The sequence below is a fragment of the Serratia sp. N21D137 genome (assembly GCF_047530005.1).
Taxonomy (GTDB): Bacteria; Pseudomonadota; Gammaproteobacteria; order Enterobacterales; family Enterobacteriaceae; genus Chania; species Chania fonticola_B.
Genome location: NZ_JBLJAJ010000035.1, coordinates 1 through 26,014 on the forward strand (window position 1 = coordinate 1; position 26,014 = coordinate 26,014).

A 26,014-nucleotide genomic window follows, 5' to 3' on the forward strand; every position below is an offset into this window, starting at 1 on the left:
GAGTCCGGCAAGATAGTACCGGACAACGTCAAGTTTGAACTGAAGTGAATACTTCATCAGAACTGTACCTCCAAATGTCAGATGTTTGTCCAACATTTGGGGTTCAGTTCACATGCAGCGCCCCTACGCAGTGAACCGGTTAGGTTTGTCAGCATCTCATCGCAATGTGAGATGGCGTACCGCATCAGCGCTTGGTAAACGCGATGACAAACAGCTCATCCAGCCCTGGGTAGATATCCTGGATCACCTGCTTGAGTTCGCTGAGCGTCATATTCTCCTGCTGCGCATGTTCATGCGTTAGCTCATCCAGGCGCACCGGCGTTACCGACTTTACCTCGATATAACAGAAAAATACGCCGTCTTCGTTGCGGCTGACGCGCAGCACCTCGTTCGGCTGGAAGTGAGCTTCGCTAGCATCCCGAATGGTAATGGTTTTGCGCCCGGCCAGAATATCTTGCTCAAAACGGCTGAAGAAGGTTATCTCACGGGACATGCTGGATCCTTGGTTATCATCATGTTGCTGTACCACTGCTTAGGCGGCCTGCTGCTCTTCTGACGCAGCGCCTTCTTCCGGGACGGCGGCAGGTTTCTCACCTTTGGTTTTGGCTGGTTTTTTGGCGGCTTCTTGCGGGGCACCACCACGCAGGATCTGCGCCAGCACATCTTTGTGTTCCGCCAGGAAGAAGCTCAACCCTTCACGCTGTTCTTCTTCCAGCGAGACTGGCGCTTGCTGCAACCATTCACCGAGGCTATCGGCCAGATCCAACATTTTGTCGTAGGCATCGGCTTCTTTCTTGTTTGCGAAAGTCATTTTTTCCTCACCGTTTCTCACTACTACATATTTCACTTCAACAGCCATGAGCATCTTCCTCAAAGGTTATGATACTGTATTTTTATACAGTATAGAGTAATTTCGGGCAGGGCTGCAAGCGCCCTGCCGTTTATTATTTCAACAGCCGCACTTTGCAGCTCTTGCCTTTGATCTTACCTTGCTGAAGCTGTTGCAGTGCCTTACGGGCGCTGGCCTTACGGATAGCCACATAGGCATGCACCGGGAACATGTCGATCTTGCCGACTTCTGCCGCCGTTAGCCCGGCGTCACCGGTCAACGCCCCAAGAATATCGCCAGGGCGGATTTTTGCCTTGCGGCCACCGTCTATGCAAAGGGTGACCATTTCCGCTTCCAGCGGCGCGTTAGACGCCCCGCTCAGCTCAGACACCGGCGACCATTTTGCGCGCATGGACAGATACTCTTCGAGAGCATGAACACGCACCATTTCCTGCGGCGTACACAGGCTGATTGCCAACCCACTCAGACCGGCACGGCCAGTACGGCCAATACGGTGGACGTGAACCTCAGGGTCAAACGACAACTCGTAGTTGACCACCAGCTCCAATTCTTTGATATCCAAGCCACGCGCGGCCACGTCGGTCGCCACCAATACACGGCAACTACGGTTGGCAAAGCGAACCAGCACCTGGTCACGATCGCGTTGTTCAAGATCGCCATGCAGCGCCATGCAGCTGATATCACGGGCTTCCAGCGCTTCATACACGCTCTGGCAATCACGCTTGGTGTTACAGAACACCACGCAGGACGCGGGCTGATAATGGCGGATGGCGCTCACCAGCACCGCAGGGCGTTGATCGCGAGTGGTTTCATAGAAACGTTGTTCGATAGAGGCTTGCTCATCGCCATCTTCAACTTCCACATTCAGTGGCTGGCGTTGCACACGGGCGCTAATACGCTCAATGCCCGCCGGATAGGTGGCAGAAAATAGCAGGGTCTGGCGCTGCGGCGGCGTATAGCTGATCACATCATCGATATCATCGGCAAAGCCCATGTCCAGCATGCGGTCGGCCTCATCCAGCACCAGCACGGTCATCTCGTCCAGCACCAGGGTTTTCTTGCGCAGATGCTCCTGCACACGGCCCGGCGTACCCACCACAATGTGCGGCGCATGCACCAGGGAGTCGAGCTGTGGCCCCACCGGTTGGCCACCACACAAAGTCAGTATCTTGATGTTCTGGGTAAAGCGGGCCAGGCGGCGCAGCTCTTTGCTCACCTGGTCGGCCAGCTCACGCGTCGGGCACAGAATAAGCGCTTGGGTTGTCACTTTGGCAACGTTGATTTTATCCAGCAGGCCGATGCCAAATGCCGCCGTCTTACCGCTACCGGTTTTCGCTTTGGCACGTACGTCCTGCCCGTTCAGGATGGCAGGCAGTGCTGCGGCCTGTACCGGCGTCATTTCGGCATACCCCAGTTCGTTGAGGTTGGCCAACTGTTCAGCTGGCAGCGGCAGGGAAGAAAAAGAAACTGTGCTCACGGCAATAACTCTTATATAGCAAGTGGAAAGGCGGCGCTGCGCTTGGCTGGCACCGGATCAGGCGCAGATGATAACAGAGTTGGTGGGGTTTCCGGATTTCGGCGTTAAAAAAAGCGGTTATTATGCACCGCTGGTCGTACGCAATCGTTTTCGTATATACTGCGCGCTCAGTGTCAGACCCGTGAATTCATTCAGATCCAGGTATCAGACTATGTTAACTATTGGAACCGCCCTGCGTCCTGCCGCCACCCGCGTTATGCTACTCGGCTCAGGCGAGCTGGGCAAAGAAGTGGCCATCGAATGCCAGCGTTTAGGCTTGGAAGTGATTGCCGTTGACCGTTATGCCGATGCCCCAGCCATGCATGTGGCACACCGCAGCCACGTCATCAATATGCTGGATGGCGCGGCGCTAAAAGCGTTGATCGAACAGGAACGCCCCGATTTTATCGTGCCGGAAATAGAGGCTATCGCTACCAGCATGCTGGTTGAGTTGGAGCAACAGGGCCATAATGTCGTCCCCTGCGCAGAAGCCACACGTCTGACCATGAACCGTGAAGGTATTCGCCGTCTGGCCGCTGAAACGCTGGAGCTGCCAACCTCCAGCTACCGCTTTGCCGATAACGAGCAAAGCTTCCGCCAAGCGGTGGCCGAAATCGGTTACCCGTGCATCGTCAAGCCAGTGATGAGCTCATCCGGCAAAGGGCAAAGCCTGATCCGTGAAGAGCAGCAACTGGGCGCCGCCTGGGATTACGCACAGCTCGGTGGGCGCGCTGGCGGAGGCCGGGTCATTGTTGAAGGGCTGGTCAAATTTGATTTCGAGATCACTCTGCTGACCATCAACGCCGTCGATGGCGTACATTTCTGTGAGCCGATCGGCCACCGTCAGGAAGATGGGGACTACCGCGAGTCCTGGCAGCCGCAGCGGATGTCTGAGCTGGCATTAAGCCGTGCTCAGGGGATCGCCGCCAAGGTGGTTAACGCACTGGGTGGATTTGGCCTGTTCGGCGTAGAGCTGTTCGTCTGCGGTGATGAGGTGATTTTCAGTGAGGTCTCTCCACGCCCGCACGACACCGGCATGGTTACGCTGATTTCGCAGGATCTGTCCGAGTTTGCGCTGCACGTGCGCGCTTTCCTTGGGCTGCCGATTAACGCGATACGCCAGTTCGGGCCCGCCGCCTCTGCGGTGATCCTGCCGGAGCTAAGCAGCGACAACGTGCGCTTCAGCGGGTTGGAGACGGCACTGAATGGTTATAATCAGGTGCGGTTATTCGGTAAACCGAACATCGATGGCAAACGCCGGATGGGCGTTGCACTGGCCGTTGCGCCAGAAGTAGAGCAAGCAGTAGAGCTGGCCAAACAGGCTGCTGCTGCGGTGACGGTGCAAGGGTAAACCGGTTGGGGGTTCGGGACGCCGACCCCCGCTAACGTCAGTAGTTTTCGTCGTCTTCGCTATCTTCGTCCAGATACTCGGTCGGTTCTTCCTGCTGCTGTTCTTCTTCATCGTCGAACATCACGCTAACCTGATCGCCCTGATGTTTTTCGCGGATTTCTTGCGCCACAGTCGCGATGGCCTCTCCGCTGCTCATGCCCTGCCCCATCAGCAGATGGATACGTTCAGCAGCTTCCTGCTGTTCTTGGTGACTCAGTGACGGCATACCTGCAAGCATGTATTTCTCCCCGGTAAAATAGGCGTGAATTATACGCGCTAACGACGCAGATCCCTACACCTGTTATTCGCTGGCCCGCAAGGGGGTCGCGTTATCAATGCGCCACTGTTTTAAGCGATGCAGCCACAACATCACATGCCATGTCTGCTTGATCCCCCGCATATTGTCGATCATCATCCGCTGAATGCCACGCCGGTAGAAATCTTCAGCAATCTGTTGTTGTGCCTGCAATTCGGGCTCACGGCGAATACTATGGCAAATCCCCAGCGCTTCACGCGCGATTTGCCAGTGGAAGGCCGCACAAATCGGGACCTTGCTGCTGTAACGCTGATTCAGCGCCACCAGCATCTCGACGATTTTCATATAGTGACGCTGATACTCGACGTTCGCCTGCCCGGTACGCCGACGGTTGCTGATCGAGCGGTCGTGTACCCGTTGGCGATATAGCGGTTTGCTCAGGTATTTCACTCGTTGAGCATTGAACATTACCTCGGTGGTCCACGGGATATCCTGGTGGTGTAAACCAGGTTCGAAATAAAGTTGGTGCTGCTTGATAAAATCCAGGCGATACACGGCTAACCACACCACATGAATAAAGCGTCGTGATTTCAACGCCATTTCCAACCACTGCGCGCCAGAAATAACCGCCGTATCTTTCAAGCGCCCAACAGGAATAATGGGGTTCACATCACCATTATTTGCAAAATAGCGTTCGCCGTTACATTGCATCACGTCTAATTGATGTTCTTCGGCTACTGTAAGCAGCGTTGAATATATTTTTGGATGCAATAAGTCATCGGCATCGGGGAAGGCAACATATTTGCCACGGGCCACGGCCAGCCCAGCATTGCGGGCATTGGAAACCCCTGAATTGGGCTGGTCGATGACCTTGATATGCGGATGCTGCACAGCGTAGCGGTGCGCGATCTCTCCTGAGCCGTCGGTGGAACCATCGTTAACGATGATCACCTCCAACTGCTGCTCATCTTGCGCCAGCAATGAATTCAAGAAAGGAATAAATAGCTCCCCTACATTATGCAAAGGAACAATAACGCTTAATTTTAATGACATTGCCGCCTCACCTGCAGAATGATTTTCGGGTGAAAAAGATAATTTTGAATTTATTTTTACTTATTAGAGCATTCATCGCGGAAATTTATTCCGGTGAATATAGGCGAGATTTTTACATGTTATAATATGGCAGACGTGGCAAAAAATGCTCCATTTACGCTTGGTTTACTTTTCATCCGGCTAATCTGTAAGCAGCACCCTATAGCGTAATGTGGCAGAATGGCTGCCAACACCGCTGTTTACGTAAGTCAGGTTGATTGATCCTATGAATGTCACCGCCCCAAACCTTAAATCGTTACCCTATACGCGCGAAGCCGTATTAACGCTGTTCGCTCCATTGGCACAACGGCCTTGGGCTATGCTGCTGCATTCAGGCTTTGCCGAGCACCCGCATAACCGGTTTGACATTCTGGTGGCAGAACCGCGCACCACGCTGACGACTTGCGGTGCCAGCACCGAGATCCAGCAGGGAGAGACTCGCAGTCACTCACCGGAAGATCCCTTTGTGCTGTTGCAGCAACAGCTAGATGCTCTCAACCTGCATCCGCCACTGAACGGCGAACTGCCCTTTCAAGGGGGAGCGCTGGGACTATTTGGCTATGATTTGGGGCGACGTATCGAAGCATTGCCGCAGTTGGCACAGGCCGATATCAAGCTGCCGGATATGGCGGTGGGTATTTATGACTGGGCCCTGATCGCCGATCATCATCAGCAAAAACTGACCCTGCTCAGCTATGGGGATGTAGAACAGCGCTGGCAATGGCTTAACCAACAGCGGGTTGTGCCACAGCCCCCCTTCGCACTGACCGGCAACTGGCAGGCCAACATGACGCGCCAACAATATGGCGAAAAATTCCGGCGGATCCAGAGCTATCTGCGCAGTGGCGATTGCTATCAGATCAATTTGGCTCAGCGTTTTTCCGCCCCGTACCAAGGGGACGAATGGCAGGCATTCCAGCAGCTAAGCGCCAGCAACCGTGCACCGTTCTCCGCGTTCCTGCGCCTGCCCACCAACGCGGTGTTGAGCGTTTCACCAGAACGTTTCCTGTGGTTGGCCGATCGGCAGATCCAGACCAGGCCCATCAAAGGCACACTACCCCGCCTTGCCGATGCCGCGCTGGATGCAGAACAGGCACAAAAGTTGGCCAATTCCCCCAAGGACCGGGCCGAAAATCTGATGATTGTCGATCTGCTGCGTAATGACATTGGCCGTGTGGCAGAGCCTGGCAGCGTCAAGGTGCCGGAACTGTTCGTGGTTGAGCCGTTCCCGGCGGTACATCATCTGGTCAGTACCATTACGGCCACCCTGCCCGTTAACCGCTCGGCTAGCGAGCTGTTGCGCGCCTGTTTTCCCGGCGGATCGATTACCGGCGCGCCCAAAGTGCGGGCAATGGAAATCATCGAAGAGTTGGAGCCGCAGCGTCGTAATGCCTATTGTGGCAGCATTGGCTATCTCAGCGTTTGCGGTACCATGGACACCAATATCACCATCCGCACCCTGATTGCCGAAAACGGGCGCATCAGCTGTTCTGCCGGTGGTGGCATCGTTGCAGATAGTCAGGAACAGGCGGAGTATCAGGAAACCTTTGATAAGGTAGGCCGTATCTTGCCACAGCTGGGGGAGTTTACCGTTTCGTGAGCCATCAGGACTATCCGGCCTCATTGGCCGATTTTATCAGCCGCTTTCAGCTGCAACAGCCGCAGGCGATGCAGATCTCCCACCACTCGCGCCCAGCCGCCGTGCTGATCCCGATCGTTTGTCGGCCAGAACCGACCCTGTTGCTCACCCGCCGCGCCGATTCACTGCGTAAACACGCGGGTCAAGTGGCCTTCCCCGGCGGTAAAACCGATGCTGAAGACGGTTCTCCCATCGTTACCGCACTGCGTGAAGCGCAGGAAGAAGTGGCGATCCCGCCGCAGCGGGTGCACATCCTCGGCCAGTTGGCCCCGCTCGACAGCAGCACCGGTTTTCAGGTGACACCGGTGGTGGGCCTGATCCCGGCAGATGTGGCGTTTCATGCCAACGAAGATGAGGTCGCCGAGGTGTTCGAAATCCCGCTGCAAGAAGCGCTGCGGCTCTCACGCTATTATCCACTGGACATTCATCGTGGCGGCCACGCACATCGAGTCTATCTTTCCTGGTATCAGAGCCAGTTCGTCTGGGGTCTGACGGCCGCGATTATTCGCCGCCTGGCACAGCAAGTCAGCCTTTGAATCGGGCATTTTTTGAGACATACATCACGTTAAAGCCGGGATTACCTGTCGTTTTGAGTATAAAGCGATCGCTATCACTCCAGCAGTCTGTTTTATCAACTACCGTTACCGCTATCGATGTTTTAAAAAAACTGTAAACTCTCTCTTCAGCCTTACGAAATACCTGTAAAATAGCCACGACCGGAATAAACCACTAATATTATAAGGATTACCCCGGTAGCGTTTTAAGGCGTTAACAGCAATACCAAGGATTACTTTATTTCATGCGAAAAGGGCCGCAAAACCCGTACGGCCCTTTTACACTATCGCCGTTCCCTGCGCGGTTTTTAACCGTAGCAGCCATAACAATATGCCTCTTTAAGGAGTTTTAGCGTGATTAGCGTTTTCGACATGTTTAAGATCGGCATCGGCCCGTCCAGCTCTCATACGGTTGGACCGATGAAAGCCGGCAAACAGTTTGTCGACGATCTGGTAAACGAAGGCTTGATGCCTTCCGTCACGCGTGTTGCCGTCGATGTTTACGGCTCACTCTCATTGACCGGTAAAGGTCACCATACCGATATCGCCATCATTCTCGGCCTGGCGGGCAATATGCCTGATACTGTCGATATCGATGGCATTCCAGGCTTTATTCGCGATGTTGAGCAACGTCAACGCCTGATGCTGGCCAACGGCCTGCACGAAGTCGATTTCCCCCGCGACGGCGGCATGGTATTCCGTAGCGACAATATGCCGCTGCACGAAAACGCCATGCAGATCCATGCCTTTGCTGGAGACAAGCAGATTTACAGCAAAACTTATTACTCCATCGGTGGCGGGTTTATCGTTGACGAAGAACATTTCGGCAAAGCCGAAAGTAATGAAATCTCGGTTCCCTATCCGTTCCACTCGGCAAGTGAAATGTTGGCCCACTGCAACGCCACCGGTCTGTCCCTCTCCGGGATGGTCATGCAAAACGAACTGGCACTGCATAGCAAGCAGGAGATCGAAGCCTATTTCGGTAACGTTTGGCAAACCATGCGCGCCTGTATCGATCGTGGTCTGAACACCGAAGGCGTACTGCCTGGTCCTCTGCGGGTTCCACGCCGCGCCTCCGCCCTGCGCCGCTTGCTGGTTTCCTCAGACAAACTGTCCAGCGACCCAATGAACGTGATCGACTGGGTCAACATGTTTGCGCTGGCGGTGAACGAAGAGAACGCCGCCGGTGGCCGCGTGGTGACCGCCCCAACCAACGGAGCCTGCGGGATCGTCCCTGCGGTGCTGGCTTACTACGATCATTTCATCGAGTCCGTCAGCCCGGAAACCTATGTCCGTTACTTTATGGCATCCGGTGCGATTGGCACGCTGTATAAAATGAACGCCTCAATTTCCGGTGCCGAAGTGGGCTGCCAGGGCGAAGTTGGTGTGGCCTGTTCAATGGCCGCTGCGGGCCTGGCCGAGTTGCTTGGCGGCAGCCCTGAGCAGGTTTGCATCGCCGCCGAAATCGGCATGGAGCATAACCTGGGCTTGACCTGCGATCCCGTTGCCGGTCAGGTACAGGTCCCTTGCATCGAGCGCAATGCCATTGCCTCGGTGAAGGCGATCAACTCGGCGCGTATGGCATTGCGCCGCACCAGCGAGCCGCGTGTGTCGCTGGATAAGGTGATCGAAACCATGTACGAAACCGGTAAAGACATGAACGCCAAGTATCGTGAGACCTCCCGTGGCGGTCTGGCGATCAAGGTTCAGTGTGACTGATTAAGTCTGTCCCCCCTCGTCATCACCGGCGAGGGGGAACGGCTGAAAAAGTCTGAACTGGCTACGCAACCGCGTGCTGCGCACACTCAGAGAATCAATAGATTAGCTGGGGAAAAACCTCGTTGCCCCGTACAAATTCAGCAATACTGCTAACCTGACCACCTCGCCCATCCGCCGGTTAACCCCAAAATTTCCCCTTTGATTGCACGAACCGAAATAATTTGTTGAGTTACCATCAATTTTCCATGCGAACAGGCTAGAATTAGCCAAGCATAGTATTACTGAATTGCGCCTGGAAGTGGCGTCAGGCAGCTAGACTGAACAAGGACTTACCGGATGTTGATGACCCAACTTGCCGCATCGAAATACCGCTATTACCGTTGGCTTCTCGCCGGCGCGGTTGGGTTGGCTATTTTGTTGATTTCGCTTTATACCCGCTACTATCAGGAAATCCGTAATACCGAGCAGAACCAGCGCGTCCTGGCCAGCCGAGTGATCACCAAACTCAATGCGTTGCTGCTGCCCGCAGAGCAACAGGCTCTCAGCACCATGTCGCTAATCGGGCAACCCTGCGATTCGGTGATGCCAACGTTACGCTTTCGTGCCGCACAGAATCAGGCGCTGCGCTCGTTGCTGCTAGTCAAGGATGGTACGATTTATTGCTCCAGCCTGTTTGGTCAGCGCCACTATGTGTTTACCTCCATTTTCCCGACCATGACCCAAGGCGGCATGCAGCTGGCACTGCGCCCCTCCCTCATGGTGGCAAAAGGAACGCCAACGCTGGTGCTATGGACTCCGTTGCCCAACCAAAGTACCAGCGGAGTGTTGAACGTTTTCAATATCGATCTATTGTCCAATTTCCTGCTGGAACCACAAGAGCCTTACGCTCACCGCGTAGCCCTGAACGTGGGTGCCTACAGGCTGGAATATGGTCAACAGGAAATTACCCTGAGCGATGCCAATGCAGACGGCCTGCAATACACTGCAAAATCCGCCAAATATCCTTTTTCCATCTCCCTGTTTGGACCTGATGCCCGAACTCTGGCGCTGGCCGCACTACCCCGCCATATTCCTCTGGCGCTGATGCTGAGCCTGCTGGCGGCCTACGTGGTCTATCTGATCACCGCCAACCGCATGAGCCTGTCTTACCACATTGGCCACGCCATTTCGCATCGCGAATTTCGCGTTTATTGCCAGCCGATTATCAACAGCGATAATGGGCGCTGCGTCGGCGTTGAAACCTTGATGCGCTGGAAGAACAAGCGACAAGGCTGGATTTCGCCAGACGTGTTTATTCCGCTGGCCGAACAACACGCCCTGATCATTCCCCTCACGCGTTATCTAATGACCACGGTGGTAGAAAACCTCAACCTGTTCCCCCCCCGCCCCTCTTTCTATATCAGCATCAACGTCGCAGCTGAGCATTTCAATACCGTCAGCATTATCGATGACATCCGCCGCATATGGCTGCCCGCCCATCCGATGCCTTCATTGATGCTGGAACTGACAGAGCGAACCGCCCTGTCAGAAATTCAGTATGAGCAGATTAAAACGCTCAAAGAGATGGGCATCATGCTGGCGATAGACGACTTCGGTACCGGCCACAGCTCGCTCAGTTACCTGAAAAAGCTCAGCCCGGACGTGTTGAAGATCGATCGTGGCTTTACCGCCGCCATTGGTACTGACGCAGTCAATGCCACCGTGACCGATACCATCATAACGTTGGCACAGCGCCTGAAATTAAAACTGGTGGCCGAAGGGGTTGAGACAGAGGAACAGGCTGAGTATTTACGTTCACAGGGAGTAAATGCCTTACAGGGATATTATTTTGCCAAGCCGATGCCGATCAACGTGTTCCCGCTGTGGCTGCAGCAGTATGAAACCCGCCAACGCGCGCTGCATCAAAAGCCGCAAACAAAAGAAAAGCGAGACGGCTGATACAATTCAACCGGCTCGCTATGTACGTTAGCCAATGGACCAGCAACGCGGCAAACTGTGGCCGGGAGATACCCCCGGCCTGAACACTTACTCGTCTTGTTCGTGCAGCGGTTTCACCTTGGTGATACTGACCAGCTCGATGCGATAATCCGAGATCTCAAGGATTTCAAAGCGCAGGTCGTGAAGTTCGACCACGTCGCCCACCGTTGGCATCTGGTCAGAATATGAGAGCAGGAAGCCCGCCAGCGAGGCGTAATCCTCGGTGGGGCTAACCAGATCGTCACAGTCCAACGCCTGCTCCAACGAGTGGAGATCCGCTCCGCCTTTCACCAGCCAACGGTCGCCATCCTCGATAATATCCGGCGTTTCATCTTCATCCGGGAACTCACCGGCAATCGCTTCCAGCACGTCTAATGGCGTGACCAGCCCCTGCACCACGCCAAACTCATTGGTCACCATCACCAGACGGCCCTTGGCCCGGCGCAATACTGCCAGCAGCTTGATCACGTCCATGGTTTCCGGCACCACGATCGGTGGAGTACGTGCGGCAAACTCGGCGATATCCACGCCCTGATCCAACGCGACCAGCAGATCCTTGGCTCGCACTACGCCGATAAACTCGTCCAGCTCATAGCGGCAAACCGGGAACAGGCTATGCGGGGTATCCAGCAACTGTTCGCGCACCTCGTCGCGGGAGCGTTCGCAATCTACCCACGAAATCTCGGTGCGCGGCGTCATGACGCTGCGCAAGGTACGGGAAGCCAACGTCAGCACGCCGCTGATCATATAGCGTTCCTCCTGCGCAAAGGTTTCTTTCACCTTATGCAGGCTGTCTTCATCCACCTGCTGCTGGGTACGCTGTTGCCCCATCAGGCGCATAATCGCTTCAGCCGTGCGTTCGCGCATCGGGCGACGAGACTCGTGCTTGATGAAGTTGCGCCGTGCAATCTGGTTAAACATCTCGATCAGGATCGAGAAACCAATCGCCGCATACAGATAGCCTTTCGGAATGTGCACGCCAAGGCCTTCGGCAATCAGGCTCAGGCCGATCATCAGCAGGAAGCTCAAACAGAGCACCACGATGGTCGGATGGGCGTTCACGAAGTTGGTCAAAGGTTTCGAGGCCAGCAACATCACCGCCATCGCAATCACTACTGCTGCCATCATGACCGGCAGATCGTTGACCATCCCCACCGCCGTGATCACCGCGTCGAGCGAGAACACCGCATCAAGGATGACAATCTGCACCACCACCGCCCAGAATTTGGCGTAGCCACGGTTGGCACCTTCCTGATGGGTGCTGCCCTCCAGCCGTTCATGCAGCTCCATCGTGGCTTTGAACAACAGGAATACCCCACCAAACAGCAGGATCAGGTCGCGGCCAGAGAAAGCGAACTCCCCCACGCTGAACAGCGGTTTGGTCAGCGTCACCATCCACGAAATCACCGACAGCAACCCAAGACGCATCACCAAGGCTAATGAAAGACCGATAATGCGCGCTTTATCACGCTGCTTGGGCGGTAGTTTGTCGGCCAGAATGGCGATGAATACCAGATTGTCGATACCCAGCACGATTTCCAAGACCACCAGGGTCAATAACCCGGCCCAAATCGAGGGGTCCATTAATATTTCCATATCAGACTCCAGAAGAAAGACAGGTTGGCAGAGCTGTGCTCAGACGTAGGGAAGCAAACGCAGACGTGGCGTTGGCGATGACAGAGAGAAAACAGGATGGCACTAACAGGAAGCAGCCATAAGGCCGAGCGAACGTTGTGGCGCCAACAGGTGGCGGGTGAAACCTTGTAAAACAGTAACTTCGGTGACAGTCCATAGGGAGGGCTGAGGCCCTTCACTCCTTGGTTATGAAAGAAGAATGCACTCTAACAGGAAATTTTTCGCCAGAAAAGTGGCTTTATTCAGTTTACGTCTCATTTTGTAACAGCTTTGCTGTTTAATTCCGCAAACCAACTATTCGGCTTAATCGATCCACTAATAGCAGAGCAATGTCACAAAATTTATTTTTTCACGCACTAAAATAAATGACGTTAACGGGAATTAACGGCCACAGGTTTTTGAAACTGCGTGATAAATGTTAAGTGTGAGTTTCTTTTTTTCTACCATAATGTATTTGAACCAACGTATCTGAACCGCGGAAGTGACTGCCAGGATGGTGATGAGTCAAGACACGATCCGTGCCTTAAGTTCAACGAGGAGGTAGCGAGTGGCAATAGCTATTATCATCGGCACACACGGGACTGCAGCGGAACAACTGCTGAAAACAGCAGAAATGCTATTGGGTGAGCAAGCCAACGTCGCCTACATAGATTTCGTTCCCGGTGAAAATGCTGAAACGTTAATTGAGAAATATAATGGGAAAATCAGTGAACTCGATACCAGCGATGGCGTCCTGTTTCTGGTTGATACCTGGGGCGGCAGCCCGTTTAACGCGGCCAGCCGCATCGCAGTAGACAAACCACACTATGAGGTTATCACCGGGGTTAACATTCCCATGCTGGTGGAAACATTCATGGCCCGTGATGACAACCCAAGCTTTGACGAACTGGTCGCGCTGGCGTTGGAAACCGGCCGTGAAGGCGTGAAAGCGCTGAAGAAACCGGTGGAAGAGAGTGTTAAGCCCGTCGCGCCACAAAGTGCCCCTGCTCCAAAAGCCGCTGCGTCCCAAGCGCCTCTCGGCCCCAATGACCATATGAAAATCTGTCTGGCACGTATCGACGATCGTCTGATCCACGGCCAGGTTGCTACCCGCTGGACCAAAGAGACCAACGTCAGCCGCATCATCGTAGTCAGTGATGAAGTAGCCGCCGACCACGTCCGTAAAACCTTGCTGACTCAGGTTGCTCCTCCAGGCGTTACCGCTCACGTTGTTGACGTGGCAAAGGCGATCCGCGTCTGGAACAACCCGAAATATGCGGGTGAGCGCGTAATGCTGCTGTTCACCAATCCAACCGACGTTTGGCGTCTGGTAGAGGAAGGGGTGGATATCAAATCGGTGAATATCGGTGGTATGGCGTTCCGCCAGGGCAAAACCCAGGTGAATAACGCGGTGTCCGTCGATGAGAAAGACATCGAGGCGTTTAAGAAGTTAAACGAACGCGGGATTGAACTTGAAGTCCGTAAGGTCTCTTCCGACAGTCAGCTAAAAATGATGGACCTGATTAACAAACTCAATTAACGGCAACGTCGTTAATTTTTTACTCAGAGCTGTTTGGTCATATAGGAGAAGTGCAATGGAGATCACCACTCTTCAGATTGTACTGATATTTATCGTTGCCTGTATCGCCGGGATGGGTTCCGTCCTGGATGAGTTTCAATTCCACCGCCCGTTAGTGGCCTGTACGCTGATTGGCTTCGTTCTCGGTGACATCAAAACCGGTATCATCATCGGCGGTACGCTGGAGATGATCGCACTGGGTTGGATGAACATCGGGGCTGCGGTTGCACCCGATGCGGCGTTAGCATCGATTATTTCCACCATTCTGGTTATCGCCGGTGGGCAAAACATCGGTGCCGGTATCGCCCTGGCGATCCCACTGGCAGCAGCAGGCCAGGTACTGACCATTATCGTGCGTACCATCACCGTGGCCTTCCAGCATGCGGCGGACAAAGCGGCAGAACGGGGTAACCTGAACGGTATTACCGTGATCCACATCGCGGCCCTGTTGGTACAGGCAATGCGTGTCGCTATTCCTGCGGTGATCGTGGCGGTCTCTGTCGGTACAGCTGGCGTCCACGCCCTGCTTAACTCAATTCCGGAAGTGGTCACAGGCGGTCTGAATATCGCCGGTGGCATGATCGTGGTAGTTGGTTACGCGATGGTCATCAACATGATGCGTGCCGGCTATCTGATGCCATTTTTCTACCTGGGCTTCGTTACCGCAGCCTTCACCAACTTTAACCTGGTCGCACTCGGTGTGATCGGTGTGGTGATGGCGGTGCTCTACATCCAGCTCAGCCCTAAATACAACAAGTCTCAGGTGGTTCAGGCCAACCCTGCCGGTGCCAACGACCTCGATAACGAATTGGACTAGGAATAGGTGAAAGAAATGGTTGATACAACGACTCAAAAGAAACTGACACCTGCCGATATTCGAGGCGTATTCGTACGCTCCAACCTGTTCCAGGGTTCATGGAACTTCGAACGTATGCAGGCGCTAGGTTTTTGCTTCTCGATGGTGCCGGTGATCCGTCGCCTGTACCCTGACAATAACGACGAACGCAAGCAGGCAATCAAGCGCCATCTTGAGTTCTTCAATACGCAACCGTTCGTCGCAGCGCCAATACTTGGCGTTACCATGGCGATGGAAGAACAGCGTGCCAACGGCGCACCGATCGACGATGCGGCCATCAACGGCATCAAAGTAGGTCTGATGGGGCCACTGGCCGGCGTCGGTGACCCGATATTCTGGGGTACCGTTCGCCCGGTATTTGCCGCATTGGGTGCCGGTATTGCCATGAGTGGCAGCCTGCTCGGCCCGCTGTTGTTCTTCGTACTGTTTAACCTGGTACGCCTGTTGGTTCGTTACTACGGTGTCGCCTACGGTTATCAAAAAGGGGTCGATATCGTTAGCGATATGGGCGGTGGTTTCCTGCAAAAACTGACGGAAGGGGCGTCTATCCTCGGCCTGTTTGTCATGGGGGCCCTGGTTAACAAGTGGACGCACGTGAATATCCCGCTGGTAGTGTCAAAAATTACCGACCAGACCGGGCAAACTCACGTCACCACGGTACAAACCATCCTTGACCAGTTGATGCCTGGCTTGGTACCGCTACTGCTGACATTCGGTTGTATGTGGCTGCTGCGCAAGAAGGTCAATGCGCTGTGGATCATCATCGGCTTCTTCGCCATCGGTATCTTCGGTTACTGGATTGGTCTGTTAGGTCTGTAATAGCAATTGATAGCCGGGGGGCAACCCCCGGTTTTTTTATTTATGGAGTGGTGAGATGTCGCTGACCGATAGCGTAATACTGATTTTTATTCTGCTGATGCTGGCGTATGCGCTGTATGACGAGTTCGGCATGAACCTGCTGAAAGGAAAAACGCTGTTAAAGGTGCAGCTCAAGCGGGGTAATCGCCTGGACTGCCTGATCTTCGTCGGTCTGATCGCCATCCTGATCTACCGCAACCTGGTCGAGCAGGGAGCGCCGATAACTACCTACCTGCTAATTTCCCTGGCGTTGATGGCGGTATATATCTCCTATATCCGCAAGCCCAAAATGTTGTTTAAAACTACGGGCTTCTTCTATGCAAATGCGTTTATTGACTATCGACGCATCAAAGCCATGAATCTATCTGAAGACGGCATTCTGGTTATCGATTTAGAACAGCGCCGGTTATTAATCCAGGTTACGCATCTGGATGACCTGGAAAAAATCTATCATTTTTTCCTTGAAAATAAATGAGTTAAAAACACCCCACCCCATCCTGATTAATTAACAGTGCTTTTTTTGGGTAATTAATCAGCATGGATGGTGTTTTTCCTGCTTATTATTTCCACACCATTGATGCATCTACCGCCATTATTACTCTCACCAAGCTGGTTAATGAAAATAAGTCTCAATTTCACCCAATGCCTCGGTGAAATTAAACGTTGTCCGCAGCAAAAATATTATGGTATGGTTGCGCCGTCATTGGGGAGTAGCCGGTTTTTGGGGGAGTTTTAACCAGAAACGCCCGTATCAACATACTCGTTTCGTCAGCGAAACGTGGTGCGGGCAGCCAGGTAGGTTGGCGAGACCATAGGCACGTAACTCCGTCGTATGGTTGGGGGTGGGTTACGTGTATATGGAGCCACCCGGCCGAGACTATTTCAATGAACCTTTCCGCAACTCTTATCCTGGCTTTTGGCATGTCTATGGACGCGTTTGCCGCGTCGATCGGCAAAGGTGCCACTCTGCATCAACCGCGTTTTCGCGAAGCTATCCGTACCGGTCTGATCTTTGGCATCATTGAAGCCATTACCCCGCTTATCGGCTGGGGCATCGGGCTGTTTGCCAGCCAATACATCATGGAATGGGACCACTGGGTCGCCTTTAGCCTGCTGTTTATCCTTGGCGCACGCATGATCGTTGAAGGGGTGAAAAACAAGCCGGAAGAAGAGAAAGTCAATCGTCATGGTTTCTGGGTGCTGGTTGCTACGGCCATCGCCACCAGTCTGGATGCGATGGCAATCGGTGTGGGTCTGGCATTCCTGCAGGTTAATATCCTGCATACCGCGATGGCAATAGGTATGGCGACCATGATCATGGCTACGCTGGGGATGATGGTTGGCCGGTTTATCGGCCCGCTGCTGGGCAAGCGCGCAGAAATTCTTGGCGGCGTGGTGTTGATCGGGATTGGCTTTAATATCCTGCTGGAGCACTTAGGTTACCTTGCTTAATCCTTGGCAGAGAAGAAGACTCCCTCACCCTAACCCTCTCCCCAAGGAGAGGGAACCGACCGAGTTCATTGATCTTTCTGCGTAATACCTCAACTTTCTTGCTTTTACACCCTGGTTTCCGAAGCTACTTTGGCCAATTACCTACTCTGTTCAGTTCCCTCGTCCTGTGGGAGTGGGTTGGGGTGAGCGGCGACCCGACGGTACAAGCGGATGGCGAAATCCGTCTCGCAGGCAAAGGTAGCCATGTCGAGCAAACCTTGCTGCACCTCCGGCGAAGCGCGCCAGGCAAACGGCGTCATCTGCAACAGATTGGCAGCCTGTTCACCCGGCAGCGCCATCGGATAAGCCAGTGACTCGGCCAATTCACAGCTGAAGCCCTCAAGCTGCTCATCATGCTCCGCATGCAATTTAACCTCCTGATAAACCTGCTGTTTTAGCTGATAAAGGTGCCGCGGCCCCGGTGACACCGTCACCACCACCCCACCCGGCTTGACGACTCGCGCCAACTCCTCGGCTTTACAGGGGGCATAGATACGTAACACAGCATCGAGCGACGCGTCAGCAAACGGTAGACGATGGCTGGAAGCCACGCAGAAAGAGACCGCCGGGTAGCGTTTGGCTGCCGAGCGGATAGCCACCTTGGCAACATCCAGGCCATACACCGCTACGGTCCGTTCCTGAGACAAGCGTGCAGCCACGGCGGCCGTGTAATAGCCTTCACCACAGCCAATATCCAGCAGTGCCTGTGGCTCAATAGGCAAGGTGCTGGCTAACAGTTCAGCCACCCGCTGTTGCAACGGCTGGTAGTAGCCGCCGTCAAGAAATGCGCGGCGGGCCTGCATCATCTCGGCACTGTCACCCGGCTGTTTAGAACGCTTGTGTTGCACCGGCATTAAGTTGACGTACCCTTCTTTGGCACGGTCGAATTGATGGTTATTTTCGCAACGCCACTGTTGGTTTGCGAAATCAAGCGGTTGGAAGCACAGGGGGCACTGATAAGACATGGATGAGATCCCAGAGAGAGATGGCGCGGGTAGTCTAAAGAAGGCTGGTGTACGATGCAAGGCGGATGCCCATCTGCCACTAGCCAAGTAATCCAAAAGCTGGCTACACTGGATATCTCCTCTCAGCCACAGGCAAAAAAGTTCTATGACCGACTATTCCCCGCTGCTCAGCGGCGTTCCTGGCATCGCTCATGGCTTCGGCAATAAAGGTGCCCTACTGCCAACGCCGTTACTGCCCTATCGCGACACTCAGCCTGAGAAAAAACAGGTACACGGTACTCGCATAGTCGATATCCATCAGGCGGGCCAGCAATGCGGTGAAGCCGATGGCTTCTTTACCCGTGAGCCAGGGGTCCTGATCAGCGTATTAACCGCAGATTGCCTGCCGGTGATTTTCAGCCGTAAAGACGGTAGCGCCATTGCTGCGGTACATGCGGGCTGGCGCGGCCTGCTGGATGGCATTCTGGAGCAGATGGCCAAACGTATCGGCCAGGATGACGATACCGCCAACTGGGTGGCCTCCATCGGCCCCGCTGCGGGCGCTTGCTGCTATCAGGTTAACCAAGAGTTGGTCGAACAGTTTCAGCAGGCGCTGCCCTTGCCAGCAGAGCTGATCAGCCCGACCCAACGCCATCTGGATCTGGCCGCCATCGCCGTAAACAAGCTCAAAGCCTTGGGCTTCGCCGCAGTCGATCACGCAGGCTCTTGCACTATCTGCACGCTCAACAGCGACCCACGGCAGCCCCAGCGCTTTAAATACACCAGCTATCGCCGCAACAGCCATCGCCGCGCACAAGATCCCAACCATCCGGGGATTAAAGGCCGCAACCAGTATTCCGGCATCATCATCACCGGGTGATATTCATCGACGCCAGATACGAAAAAACCCGCACTAAGGCGGGTTTTTTGTTCAGCTGAAGCTGATTAGATTGCAGTAACGTTTACTGCAGATGGGCCTTTCTGGCCATCTTGGATTTCGAACTCAACGTTCTGGCCTTCAGCCAGGGTTTTGAAACCGTTACCCTGGATTGCAGAGAAGTGTACGAACACGTCTTTGCTGCCGTCAGCTGGGGTGATGAAACCGAAACCTTTAGACTCGTTGAACCACTTAACTTGACCTTTGATCTTTGCCATCTTGAGTATTTCCTTTGGATTGTTTAAACCGCCCGTAGGCGTTACATAGACAAACTAGAGTCGTTACTGCTTGAGGCACTAAGATAAGGATCGGCAGAGAAGCGGTATTCAACGCTAACGTCTTTACTCAGAACTTCTTTACTGAAAATGCCACACATATACAGAACTGTACCTCGTTTTACCCAAGTGCGTTATCACATACTCTGGAATCGATGGCAAGCCATTTTTAATCACTCATGGACGTGTCGCACATATTTGAAACGGTCAGTCGCAAGAATAGCTTAAATAGGGCAAAAGAGGTTGAAGCCTTGGCTATTTTCTGCTTTGTAAAGACGCCGCGCTGTACTCCGCGTGGCGCCTCAGTTTTAACAATTCTTTCAACTCGACAGCGAGCGATTTAGACCACATATAAGCCGCAGACAGGCCAAAGAACGTAAAAAAATTTGAATCTTTATGGAATTTTATATGCAACTATTGAATATCGAAGGCCGGGGGCCAAACGGCCCACTGATCCGACCTTTGGGGAGCAAAGCCTGTCATAGCAGGATAGTTATGCTTTGGCCACAGCAACAGAACCGTTCACTCGGGCCAAAACGCTCACACAGGCCAGTGCATAATCATGCAGCGAGCCAAATTTTGCACCAAGAATGTGCAACTGGACGAAATAGCCACCCCACCCTGCGGGTTTATATCCGTAGCTAAGTTAGTAAGGATAAAAAAAATATTAAAAATACCACCTAGCCACTCAGCAGCTATTTCCGCCGAAGATTAACGAAATCGCCAAGGCATTTTTTTCACTACTCTTGGCGTGACGGTTTTATCCATTACCCGCCGTAAACCCCGCAAAGCCGCACCACGCCCAGCGCCACCCGATGCGGGGTACGCCGCAACCCCATGATACTCATTAGGAGTTAGGGCTAACCTCCAGATGTTCACCAATCTTCAGCGGATAAAAACTGTGCTGCTCGACCCCGGCTTCGCGTAGTGCCAGGCTGAGTTGCACAGGTGGTTCATCCAACGACTCGTCGGCCAATTCAAACACGCCCCAATGGATAGGGATCACTCTGGGTTCATTCAATTGCTGATACAGCCTCACCGACTGCTGTGGGTCCATATGCTGCTCTTGCATGAACCATCTTGGGGCGTAAGCACCAATGGGCAACGCCGCGATATCGAACGGCCCAAGGCGGGTGCCGATATCAACCAACCGTTCGCTGTAACCGCTGTCACCAGAGAAATAAAAACGCAGCGCCGGGTGATGGATCACCCAGCCACACCATAGAGAACGATTGCGATCCCACGGTGTACGCATGCTCCAGTGGCGTGCTGGCGTGGCGTAGAACGTCATCTCATCCAGCGTCAGGCTCTCCCACCAATCCAGTTCGACCACCCGTTTGGCCGGGTAATGACTGAACCAGCGTTTGAGGCCCAGCGGGACGACAAAGGTGGCATTGCGAAAGCGTTTGGTCAATTCCCTGATGGTTTGACGATCCAGATGGTCGTAGTGATTGTGGGAAATCAGCACCACATCTACCGCTGGCAGCTGTTTTACCGTTAGCGGGGGCGGCGTCTTGCGATGTGGGCCGTAGAAGCTCACAGGTGATGCCCTTGGCGACAGTACCGGATCGATCAACACGTGGCGGCCCCCCAGGCGCAACAGCAGAGAAGCATGGCCCAACCACCATACACGGTCCTGATCGCCGCTCAGATCGGCGGCTTGCCACCAGTTGGCGATAAACTGCTCGTAGCCTGCCTGAGGAGGTTTGGGCAGGCCGAGCTTCTTGCGTTCGTCTTGCCAGCGCTTCAGATCCCCGGGCTGGTGTAACGACGGCTCCGGGTTGCAGAATCCCTGTGGCGTATGATGCGCTTTGCTGGCGTCGTAATATTTGTTGGTTATTTTCAACCGATTCTCTCCCTGTAGTACCATAGTGGTGCCGCAATCGTTACAAGATTGCCTACCCAATAGCTTATAGTATCGCAATGACAAACAACTGACCTTTTTGTGGATGTTGTTGTCATAGCCAGAGTAAGAAGGCCAAGGTCGCCAAGAACCTGTTAAGCCTTTCTTAAGAACCTTGTGATTTACTTACTAGGACATTCTGAAAAAGGAGGAGTTATGAGCCGGACTGCATCAGGCAAGTCACGCGTTCGTATGGGCCGCTATCGCCGAGCGCTGGCGACGCAAGGGCAATACTGGAAAATGTATCTGGCAATGAAGCTGCGCCGGCTACGCGTACCGTCACCGCTGCTGTTACTGGCAAGCACCCTGGCAGGCTTTTTTATGCTGGGCCTGCTGATGCTTAGCGTGGTGGTGATTGATGTTATCAGCACCCTGTTCCTGCTGTGCAGAAAGCTGCTGCGGCTGGGGCGCCACCCTCAGGGCAATGCCGTCGCCCGTTAACCGTTCGGAGGCGCTGAGGCGCCTCCAACGTGAATACTACCTCTTGTTACCAACTGCCTTTTTACGCCGGGTCAGCAAAAATCCAACCCACAACAACAGTACCCAAACCGGCATCAACAGTACGGAGATGCGGATCCCTGGGCTGAAGTACATGATCACCAGGATCAACGACAGGAACACCAGGCACAGATAGTTGCCAAACGGATACCATAGCGACCTAAAGCTGGTGATCACCCCTTGGCGATCTTTGGCTGCGCGGAATTTCAGGTGCGCCAGGCAAATCATCACCCAGTTAATCACCAACGTCGAGACTACCAGCGCCATCAGTAAGCCAAACGCCTCGCCGGGCATGACGTAGTTAATCAATACGCCTACCGAGGTGGCCAACGCCGATAACGCGATAGACAGCACCGGTACGCCACGTTTGTTAACCTTGGTCAGCGCCTTTGGCGCATTGCCTTGTGTCGCCAGGCCAAACAGCATCCGGCTATTGCAATACACGCCGCTGTTGTAGACCGACAGCGCTGCCGTCAGTACCACTACGTTGAGCATGGTCGCCACCAGGTTGCTGTTGAGCGCATGGAAGATCATCACAAACGGACTGCCCCCTTCCACAACCTTGCCCCACGGATAAAGTGACAATAACACCGTCAACGAGCCGATATAGAAAATCAGGATACGATACACCACCTGATTGGTGGCTTTAGGAATGCTACGGCGTGGATCGGCGGCTTCTGCTGCGGTAATACCCACCATTTCCAGTCCACCGAACGAGAACATGATCACCGCCATCGCCATCACCAGGCCGCTAATGCCGTGTGGCATAAAACCGCCCTGATCCCACAGGTTGCTAATGCTGGCTTCCGGGCCACCGTTGCCGCTGGCCAACAGGTAGGCACCAAATACGATCATCCCCAGGATCGCCGCCACCTTGATGATAGCAAACCAGAACTCGGTTTCCCCATACAGGCGTACGTTCACCAGATTGACCAGGTTAATCACGACGAAGAAAACGGCAGCCGATGCCCAGGTTGGGATTTCCGGCCACCAGTATTGAATATAAATCCCTACGGCGGTCAGTTCCGCCATACCGACCAGGATAAACATCGCCCAGTAGTTCCAACCGGATAAGAAACCGGCAAAGTCCCCCCAATATTTATAGGCAAAATGGCTAAAGGAACCGGCAACCGGCTCTTCCACTACCATCTCCCCCAGCTGGCGCATAATCAAAAAGGCAATAAAACCACCTATGGCATAGCCTAGCAGCACGGAAGGCCCGGCCATCTGAATGGTTTGTGCAATACCCAGGAACAGGCCGGTACCGATGGCACCGCCCAGGGCAATAAGTTGTATGTGTCTGTTTTTTAAACCGCGTTTTAGCGGGGTATCCTGAAGCTGACCGCCCATCTTATCCTCGTCCGGCTGAGTATCCAGGCAGCATTGCGCAAGATATCGCCAACCAATAAATAAACCTGCGGGCGTTTTAACACTTAACCTTTCAGGCATCAAGGATTAGCGCCCGGCGATCGTTAACCGGGCCAGAGGGTTGCAGGAGGTTTGCTACGCCAGCTAGCTTGGCATACCGCACAGTTTGCTGAGGTTACGTGCGCCGATCATCAGCGTCGCCACATAGGATTGACGGCGGGTGATGACCTCCACCGCCACGCGATCGTTTTGATACTTTATCAGGTAGGTTGAGGGCCAGCCCTGTCGGTGCAGCCCATAGCTTTTGGCATGACAATCGATCGCCGCATGGGCAATCACTAAATGAGAGAGAGTGGTATCACCTTTGATAATGCGCTTCATAAAACAGTCTCCGTCAGCGACAGGTCCATTGTCAGAATAAGGCGGTGTCTCATCATTACGGGTCATCTACATTATCGACTAACATTTGATTTATTGCGCTTGCTGACTCAATAAAAAACAGATCATTGCGGCACGCAACGGGCTGTGACTGCCAGCTTGCCACGCCCCTTGCTGGGTGATCATACTGGCTTGCCACTGTGGCTGGTCACTTTGTTCGGGGGCATTAAGGCTTATTTTGTTGGCGCAGATAATCGGCCAGGCATCGGAGGGGTTTTTGCAGTAATCTTTCCCTTTCACGCCGCCGTAAGGATACCATTTGTCCGGATTTTCTCCGGTGATTAACGCAATGCTGCGGTTTACTTCGGCGTCGCTTTCTTCGTACCATCTAATCATTGCTGATATCCATCTTTCGTAGAGTTGGCGCTACATTACGACGCCAATACGACAGATTTATGACAGCTAGCGTGCCGTAAACATTATTTTTACTAACGGATGAATTGATTATGTTGCTGGGTCTTAACCACCTGACGCTCGCGGTAAGTGAGGTAGAACGCAGTTTTCGCTTTTATGTTGAGGTGCTGGGGTTTATCCCTAAAGCCCGCTGGCATCAAGGTGCCTATCTTGTATTGGGTGAACTGTGGTTATGCCTGTCATTGGATGATGCCCGAAAAAATCAGATGTTGGGCGACTATACACATTACGCGTTTAGCGTGGCACCGGAGAACTTTACCATCATTGTGGAGCGTTTGCGCAAAGCAGGCGTACAGGAGTGGAAGAGTAATCACAGTGAGGGCGAATCTTGCTATTTTCTCGATCCCGATCGGCACGCGCTGGAAATTCACTGTGGCGATCTGGCAAGCCGGTTGGCAGCCTGCCGGGAGAAACCCTATCAGGGGATGGTGTTTTACTGAAACGGAATGGTGAGAAGGCGATCCGGTTAAAACTGAAACTGAGATAACCGACGTGTCCTTAACCTTCTCACCAAATGAGGGATGCGATTAACGCTCTGGTATAAACCCTTTATAACTCAGTGCCGGGCTAAGGTCATCATCATAATCGTCAACCGATGCCTTGTCCCCGCGGGCGGTTTGCACCAACGTTTTTAACAGTGCCGTTTGCTGGCGCTGCTGCTCGGCGATTTCCTGCAACAGCTGGATCTGTTCGTTGGCGCGTACGCTGGCGCGATTCACGATGAACCAGACCCACAAGCCAAACGATGCAGCCAACACCACAACGGCGATGGAAATCAGGCCGGACGGGCCAGAAGCTAAATCAAACATGAACAACCCTATCTACTCTACTGCCTCAACCAAGCCGACATAGTAACATTCTCACCAAGGCCAGGGGCAAGTTTGCGAAAAATTGTTATTTCGCCATGTTACCAGGGAAGGATACGCGTGATTGAGCAAATGCCCAGTGCAAACTTCTCACCTTGATCGCAATAGCTATCCAGAGCCAGCAGATAGAAAAGCAAGCAGGCAAACAGCGTTGCCGCTATCACCAGCAGTTTTTTATGCCCCAAAACTTAGCAGCCTTATGATTATGTTGTTAACCTAATCATCGATGCTAGCATAGGCAACTTAAACGAAGTTTAACCGGCCGTTTAGATTTCTCAGCCATCTGGAACAAAAGATAACCTAGTTACTCACGGTTAAACTTCATCTCGATCAGCGCAATCGCTTTTTCAATCGCCCGTTTGGTGATCGGATCGGCCCCGGCCGGGTGGCTGCTAAAATCGATACTATTGAGCTGGCTGGCCATCTTGTCCCGTACTTCGGTCGGCGCGATCACGTCGATCACATCCAGGATCTGCTTGATAACCAGTTGGCAGGCAACCAGATCGGAAACCAGTTCTTGATCGTTGCTCAGTGCGCTAGACATAATTTTTCCTCTGTTGATTTAAACGCGGCAAAGAATACCACGCCGTTTTGCATTTTGCCGCAGGCGTTCCGCCCTGAATTTTCGGCAATAATACGCATGCCTTGCAAAAACCAGCGGCAGAATTGTGGCCTATACTAGGCTGTGCCTCACACTCAACAGGAGAGCAGTCATGGCAAATCATAATGTGAAATCTTGGGCGACAGTGCGTGAAACCTCGGTAGAAATTGCCGAAGCGATCTTTGAGTTGGCCGGTAATGACGAGGTTTTGGCGCAAAAAATTTGGGAGGAAGGCAGCGATGAAGTGTTACCGCTGGCGTTCAGTAAAACCGATGCCGACCAACTTTACTGGGGTGAAGAAACCATCGAGCGTAAAAACGTCTGAGGCCCCTCACCCCAATCCTCTCCCACAGGGAGAGGGAGTTGTTTGCCCCTGCCC

Annotated in this window: 30 protein-coding genes and 1 riboswitch; of the genes, 14 read left to right on the forward strand and 16 right to left on the reverse strand. The window is 53.5% G+C overall.

All coding sequences use genetic code 11. The annotated features are described in order from the left end of the window. Positions 1-184: 184 nt before the first annotated feature. The 3 genes from yqfB to dbpA form a co-directional block, all read right to left on the reverse strand. Positions 185-493: a N(4)-acetylcytidine aminohydrolase gene (gene yqfB / locus ACMV5H_RS21645; RefSeq protein WP_024530217.1), complete on the reverse strand. Its 309-nt coding sequence runs from the start codon at positions 491-493 to the stop codon at positions 185-187. Positions 494-532: 39 nt separating this feature from the next. Beyond that, positions 533-859, reverse strand: a complete 327-nt coding sequence (locus ACMV5H_RS21650; protein WP_115158056.1) for a YebG family protein — start codon at positions 857-859, stop codon at positions 533-535. A gap of 85 nt (positions 860-944) precedes the next feature. Continuing rightward, on the reverse strand, positions 945-2,327 hold the full coding sequence (gene dbpA / locus ACMV5H_RS21655) for an ATP-dependent RNA helicase DbpA (RefSeq protein WP_414822454.1): 1,383 nt from the start codon (positions 2,325-2,327) through the stop codon (positions 945-947). A gap of 211 nt (positions 2,328-2,538) precedes the next feature. Here dbpA and purT point away from each other — a divergent pair, with 211 nt between their 5' ends. Next, positions 2,539-3,717, forward strand: a complete 1,179-nt coding sequence (purT, locus tag ACMV5H_RS21660; RefSeq protein ID WP_115158058.1) for a formate-dependent phosphoribosylglycinamide formyltransferase — start codon at positions 2,539-2,541, stop codon at positions 3,715-3,717. A gap of 37 nt (positions 3,718-3,754) precedes the next feature. On the opposite strand, the gene ACMV5H_RS21665 is transcribed toward purT, so the two are convergent. Then, positions 3,755-3,994, reverse strand: coding sequence for a YoaH family protein (locus ACMV5H_RS21665; RefSeq protein WP_021181044.1), 240 nt, complete (start codon positions 3,992-3,994; stop codon positions 3,755-3,757). A 63-nt stretch (positions 3,995-4,057) separates the two neighbouring features. Continuing rightward, a complete protein-coding gene (locus ACMV5H_RS21670) occupies positions 4,058-5,065 on the reverse strand; it encodes a glycosyltransferase (RefSeq protein WP_414822455.1) in 1,008 nt (335 codons plus the stop codon). Between the two features lie 265 nt (positions 5,066-5,330). Between ACMV5H_RS21670 and pabB the strand changes: the two genes are divergently transcribed. The 4 genes from pabB to ACMV5H_RS21690 all read left to right on the forward strand — a co-directional run bounded on the left by pabB (position 5,331) and on the right by ACMV5H_RS21690 (position 10,954). Next, positions 5,331-6,704, forward strand: coding sequence for an aminodeoxychorismate synthase component 1 (pabB, locus tag ACMV5H_RS21675; RefSeq protein ID WP_115158060.1), 1,374 nt, complete (start codon positions 5,331-5,333; stop codon positions 6,702-6,704). Then, on the forward strand, positions 6,701-7,279 hold the full coding sequence (locus tag ACMV5H_RS21680) for a CoA pyrophosphatase (RefSeq protein ID WP_115158061.1): 579 nt from the start codon (positions 6,701-6,703) through the stop codon (positions 7,277-7,279). The genes pabB and ACMV5H_RS21680 overlap by 4 nt, the downstream gene beginning before the upstream one ends. A gap of 372 nt (positions 7,280-7,651) precedes the next feature. Continuing rightward, positions 7,652-9,016 (forward strand): L-serine ammonia-lyase, encoded by a 1,365-nt coding sequence (gene sdaA, locus ACMV5H_RS21685; protein WP_021806771.1) that lies wholly within the window; start codon positions 7,652-7,654, stop codon positions 9,014-9,016. Positions 9,017-9,352: 336 nt separating this feature from the next. Continuing rightward, positions 9,353-10,954, forward strand: coding sequence for an EAL domain-containing protein (locus ACMV5H_RS21690; protein ID WP_115158062.1), 1,602 nt, complete (start codon positions 9,353-9,355; stop codon positions 10,952-10,954). An 87-nt stretch (positions 10,955-11,041) separates the two neighbouring features. Here ACMV5H_RS21690 and ACMV5H_RS21695 read toward each other — a convergent pair whose 3' ends face one another. Next, positions 11,042-12,589, reverse strand: coding sequence for a TerC family protein (locus tag ACMV5H_RS21695; RefSeq protein ID WP_414822456.1), 1,548 nt, complete (start codon positions 12,587-12,589; stop codon positions 11,042-11,044). Positions 12,590-13,175: 586 nt separating this feature from the next. On the opposite strand from ACMV5H_RS21695, the gene manX reads away from it, so the two are divergent. From manX to mntP, 5 genes are all read left to right on the forward strand, one after another. Continuing rightward, positions 13,176-14,147: a PTS mannose transporter subunit IIAB gene (gene manX, locus ACMV5H_RS21700; protein ID WP_209523880.1), complete on the forward strand. Its 972-nt coding sequence runs from the start codon at positions 13,176-13,178 to the stop codon at positions 14,145-14,147. Between the two features lie 55 nt (positions 14,148-14,202). After that, positions 14,203-15,003, forward strand: a complete 801-nt coding sequence (locus ACMV5H_RS21705) for a PTS mannose/fructose/sorbose transporter subunit IIC (RefSeq protein WP_021181036.1) — start codon at positions 14,203-14,205, stop codon at positions 15,001-15,003. 15 nt (positions 15,004-15,018) lie between these two features. Next, positions 15,019-15,861: a PTS mannose transporter subunit IID gene (locus ACMV5H_RS21710; RefSeq protein ID WP_037376029.1), complete on the forward strand. Its 843-nt coding sequence runs from the start codon at positions 15,019-15,021 to the stop codon at positions 15,859-15,861. A gap of 55 nt (positions 15,862-15,916) precedes the next feature. After that, entirely contained in the window at positions 15,917-16,375 is a 459-nt protein-coding gene (locus tag ACMV5H_RS21715) for a DUF986 family protein (RefSeq protein WP_021806775.1), read from the forward strand. A 218-nt stretch (positions 16,376-16,593) separates the two neighbouring features. After that, positions 16,594-16,773: riboswitch (yybP-ykoY riboswitch) on the forward strand. 12 nt (positions 16,774-16,785) lie between these two features. After that, positions 16,786-17,352, forward strand: coding sequence for a manganese efflux pump MntP (mntP, locus tag ACMV5H_RS21720; RefSeq protein ID WP_024487163.1), 567 nt, complete (start codon positions 16,786-16,788; stop codon positions 17,350-17,352). Positions 17,353-17,489: 137 nt separating this feature from the next. Here mntP and rlmA read toward each other — a convergent pair whose 3' ends face one another. After that, on the reverse strand, positions 17,490-18,356 hold the full coding sequence (gene rlmA / locus ACMV5H_RS21725) for a 23S rRNA (guanine(745)-N(1))-methyltransferase (protein WP_414822457.1): 867 nt from the start codon (positions 18,354-18,356) through the stop codon (positions 17,490-17,492). Between the two features lie 145 nt (positions 18,357-18,501). Between rlmA and pgeF the strand changes: the two genes are divergently transcribed. Continuing rightward, positions 18,502-19,215 (forward strand): peptidoglycan editing factor PgeF, encoded by a 714-nt coding sequence (gene pgeF / locus ACMV5H_RS21730; RefSeq protein ID WP_115158065.1) that lies wholly within the window; start codon positions 18,502-18,504, stop codon positions 19,213-19,215. Between the two features lie 65 nt (positions 19,216-19,280). Here pgeF and cspE read toward each other — a convergent pair whose 3' ends face one another. The 3 genes from cspE to ACMV5H_RS21745 all read right to left on the reverse strand — a co-directional run bounded on the left by cspE (position 19,281) and on the right by ACMV5H_RS21745 (position 21,393). Beyond that, positions 19,281-19,490: a transcription antiterminator/RNA stability regulator CspE gene (gene cspE / locus ACMV5H_RS21735; RefSeq protein WP_002221949.1), complete on the reverse strand. Its 210-nt coding sequence runs from the start codon at positions 19,488-19,490 to the stop codon at positions 19,281-19,283. Between the two features lie 41 nt (positions 19,491-19,531). Next, complete coding sequence (locus ACMV5H_RS21740) at positions 19,532-19,648, reverse strand: DUF2627 domain-containing protein (RefSeq protein WP_002211058.1); 117 nt, start codon at positions 19,646-19,648, stop codon at positions 19,532-19,534. Positions 19,649-20,394: 746 nt separating this feature from the next. Beyond that, a complete protein-coding gene (locus ACMV5H_RS21745) occupies positions 20,395-21,393 on the reverse strand; it encodes an MBL fold metallo-hydrolase (RefSeq protein WP_021806779.1) in 999 nt (332 codons plus the stop codon). 213 nt (positions 21,394-21,606) lie between these two features. Between ACMV5H_RS21745 and ACMV5H_RS21750 the strand changes: the two genes are divergently transcribed. Then, complete coding sequence (locus ACMV5H_RS21750) at positions 21,607-21,891, forward strand: hypothetical protein (RefSeq protein ID WP_021806780.1); 285 nt, start codon at positions 21,607-21,609, stop codon at positions 21,889-21,891. A gap of 36 nt (positions 21,892-21,927) precedes the next feature. Here ACMV5H_RS21750 and ACMV5H_RS21755 read toward each other — a convergent pair whose 3' ends face one another. The 3 genes from ACMV5H_RS21755 to ACMV5H_RS21765 form a co-directional block, all read right to left on the reverse strand. After that, positions 21,928-23,298 (reverse strand): amino acid permease, encoded by a 1,371-nt coding sequence (locus tag ACMV5H_RS21755; RefSeq protein ID WP_209526764.1) that lies wholly within the window; start codon positions 23,296-23,298, stop codon positions 21,928-21,930. Between the two features lie 162 nt (positions 23,299-23,460). Further along, positions 23,461-23,697 (reverse strand): DUF4060 family protein, encoded by a 237-nt coding sequence (locus ACMV5H_RS21760; protein WP_021181027.1) that lies wholly within the window; start codon positions 23,695-23,697, stop codon positions 23,461-23,463. 90 nt (positions 23,698-23,787) lie between these two features. Further along, the gene (locus ACMV5H_RS21765) at positions 23,788-24,090 is read right to left on the reverse strand and encodes a phage protein NinX family protein (RefSeq protein ID WP_414822458.1); all 303 of its coding nucleotides are present in this window, start codon (positions 24,088-24,090) and stop codon (positions 23,788-23,790) included. Between the two features lie 110 nt (positions 24,091-24,200). Between ACMV5H_RS21765 and fos the strand changes: the two genes are divergently transcribed. After that, positions 24,201-24,608 (forward strand): fosfomycin resistance glutathione transferase, encoded by a 408-nt coding sequence (gene fos, locus ACMV5H_RS21770; RefSeq protein WP_209554856.1) that lies wholly within the window; start codon positions 24,201-24,203, stop codon positions 24,606-24,608. 87 nt (positions 24,609-24,695) lie between these two features. Here fos and ACMV5H_RS21775 read toward each other — a convergent pair whose 3' ends face one another. The 3 genes from ACMV5H_RS21775 to ACMV5H_RS21785 form a co-directional block, all read right to left on the reverse strand. After that, positions 24,696-24,977: a YebO family protein gene (locus ACMV5H_RS21775; protein ID WP_059201072.1), complete on the reverse strand. Its 282-nt coding sequence runs from the start codon at positions 24,975-24,977 to the stop codon at positions 24,696-24,698. 98 nt (positions 24,978-25,075) lie between these two features. Then, the gene (locus tag ACMV5H_RS21780) at positions 25,076-25,219 is read right to left on the reverse strand and encodes a PhoP/PhoQ regulator MgrB (RefSeq protein ID WP_414822459.1); all 144 of its coding nucleotides are present in this window, start codon (positions 25,217-25,219) and stop codon (positions 25,076-25,078) included. A 119-nt stretch (positions 25,220-25,338) separates the two neighbouring features. Then, positions 25,339-25,578, reverse strand: a complete 240-nt coding sequence (locus ACMV5H_RS21785) for a DUF2766 family protein (RefSeq protein WP_414822460.1) — start codon at positions 25,576-25,578, stop codon at positions 25,339-25,341. 169 nt (positions 25,579-25,747) lie between these two features. Here ACMV5H_RS21785 and ACMV5H_RS21790 point away from each other — a divergent pair, with 169 nt between their 5' ends. Continuing rightward, on the forward strand, positions 25,748-25,960 hold the full coding sequence (locus ACMV5H_RS21790) for a YccJ family protein (RefSeq protein ID WP_179249036.1): 213 nt from the start codon (positions 25,748-25,750) through the stop codon (positions 25,958-25,960). The last annotated feature ends 54 nt before the right edge of the window (positions 25,961-26,014 follow it).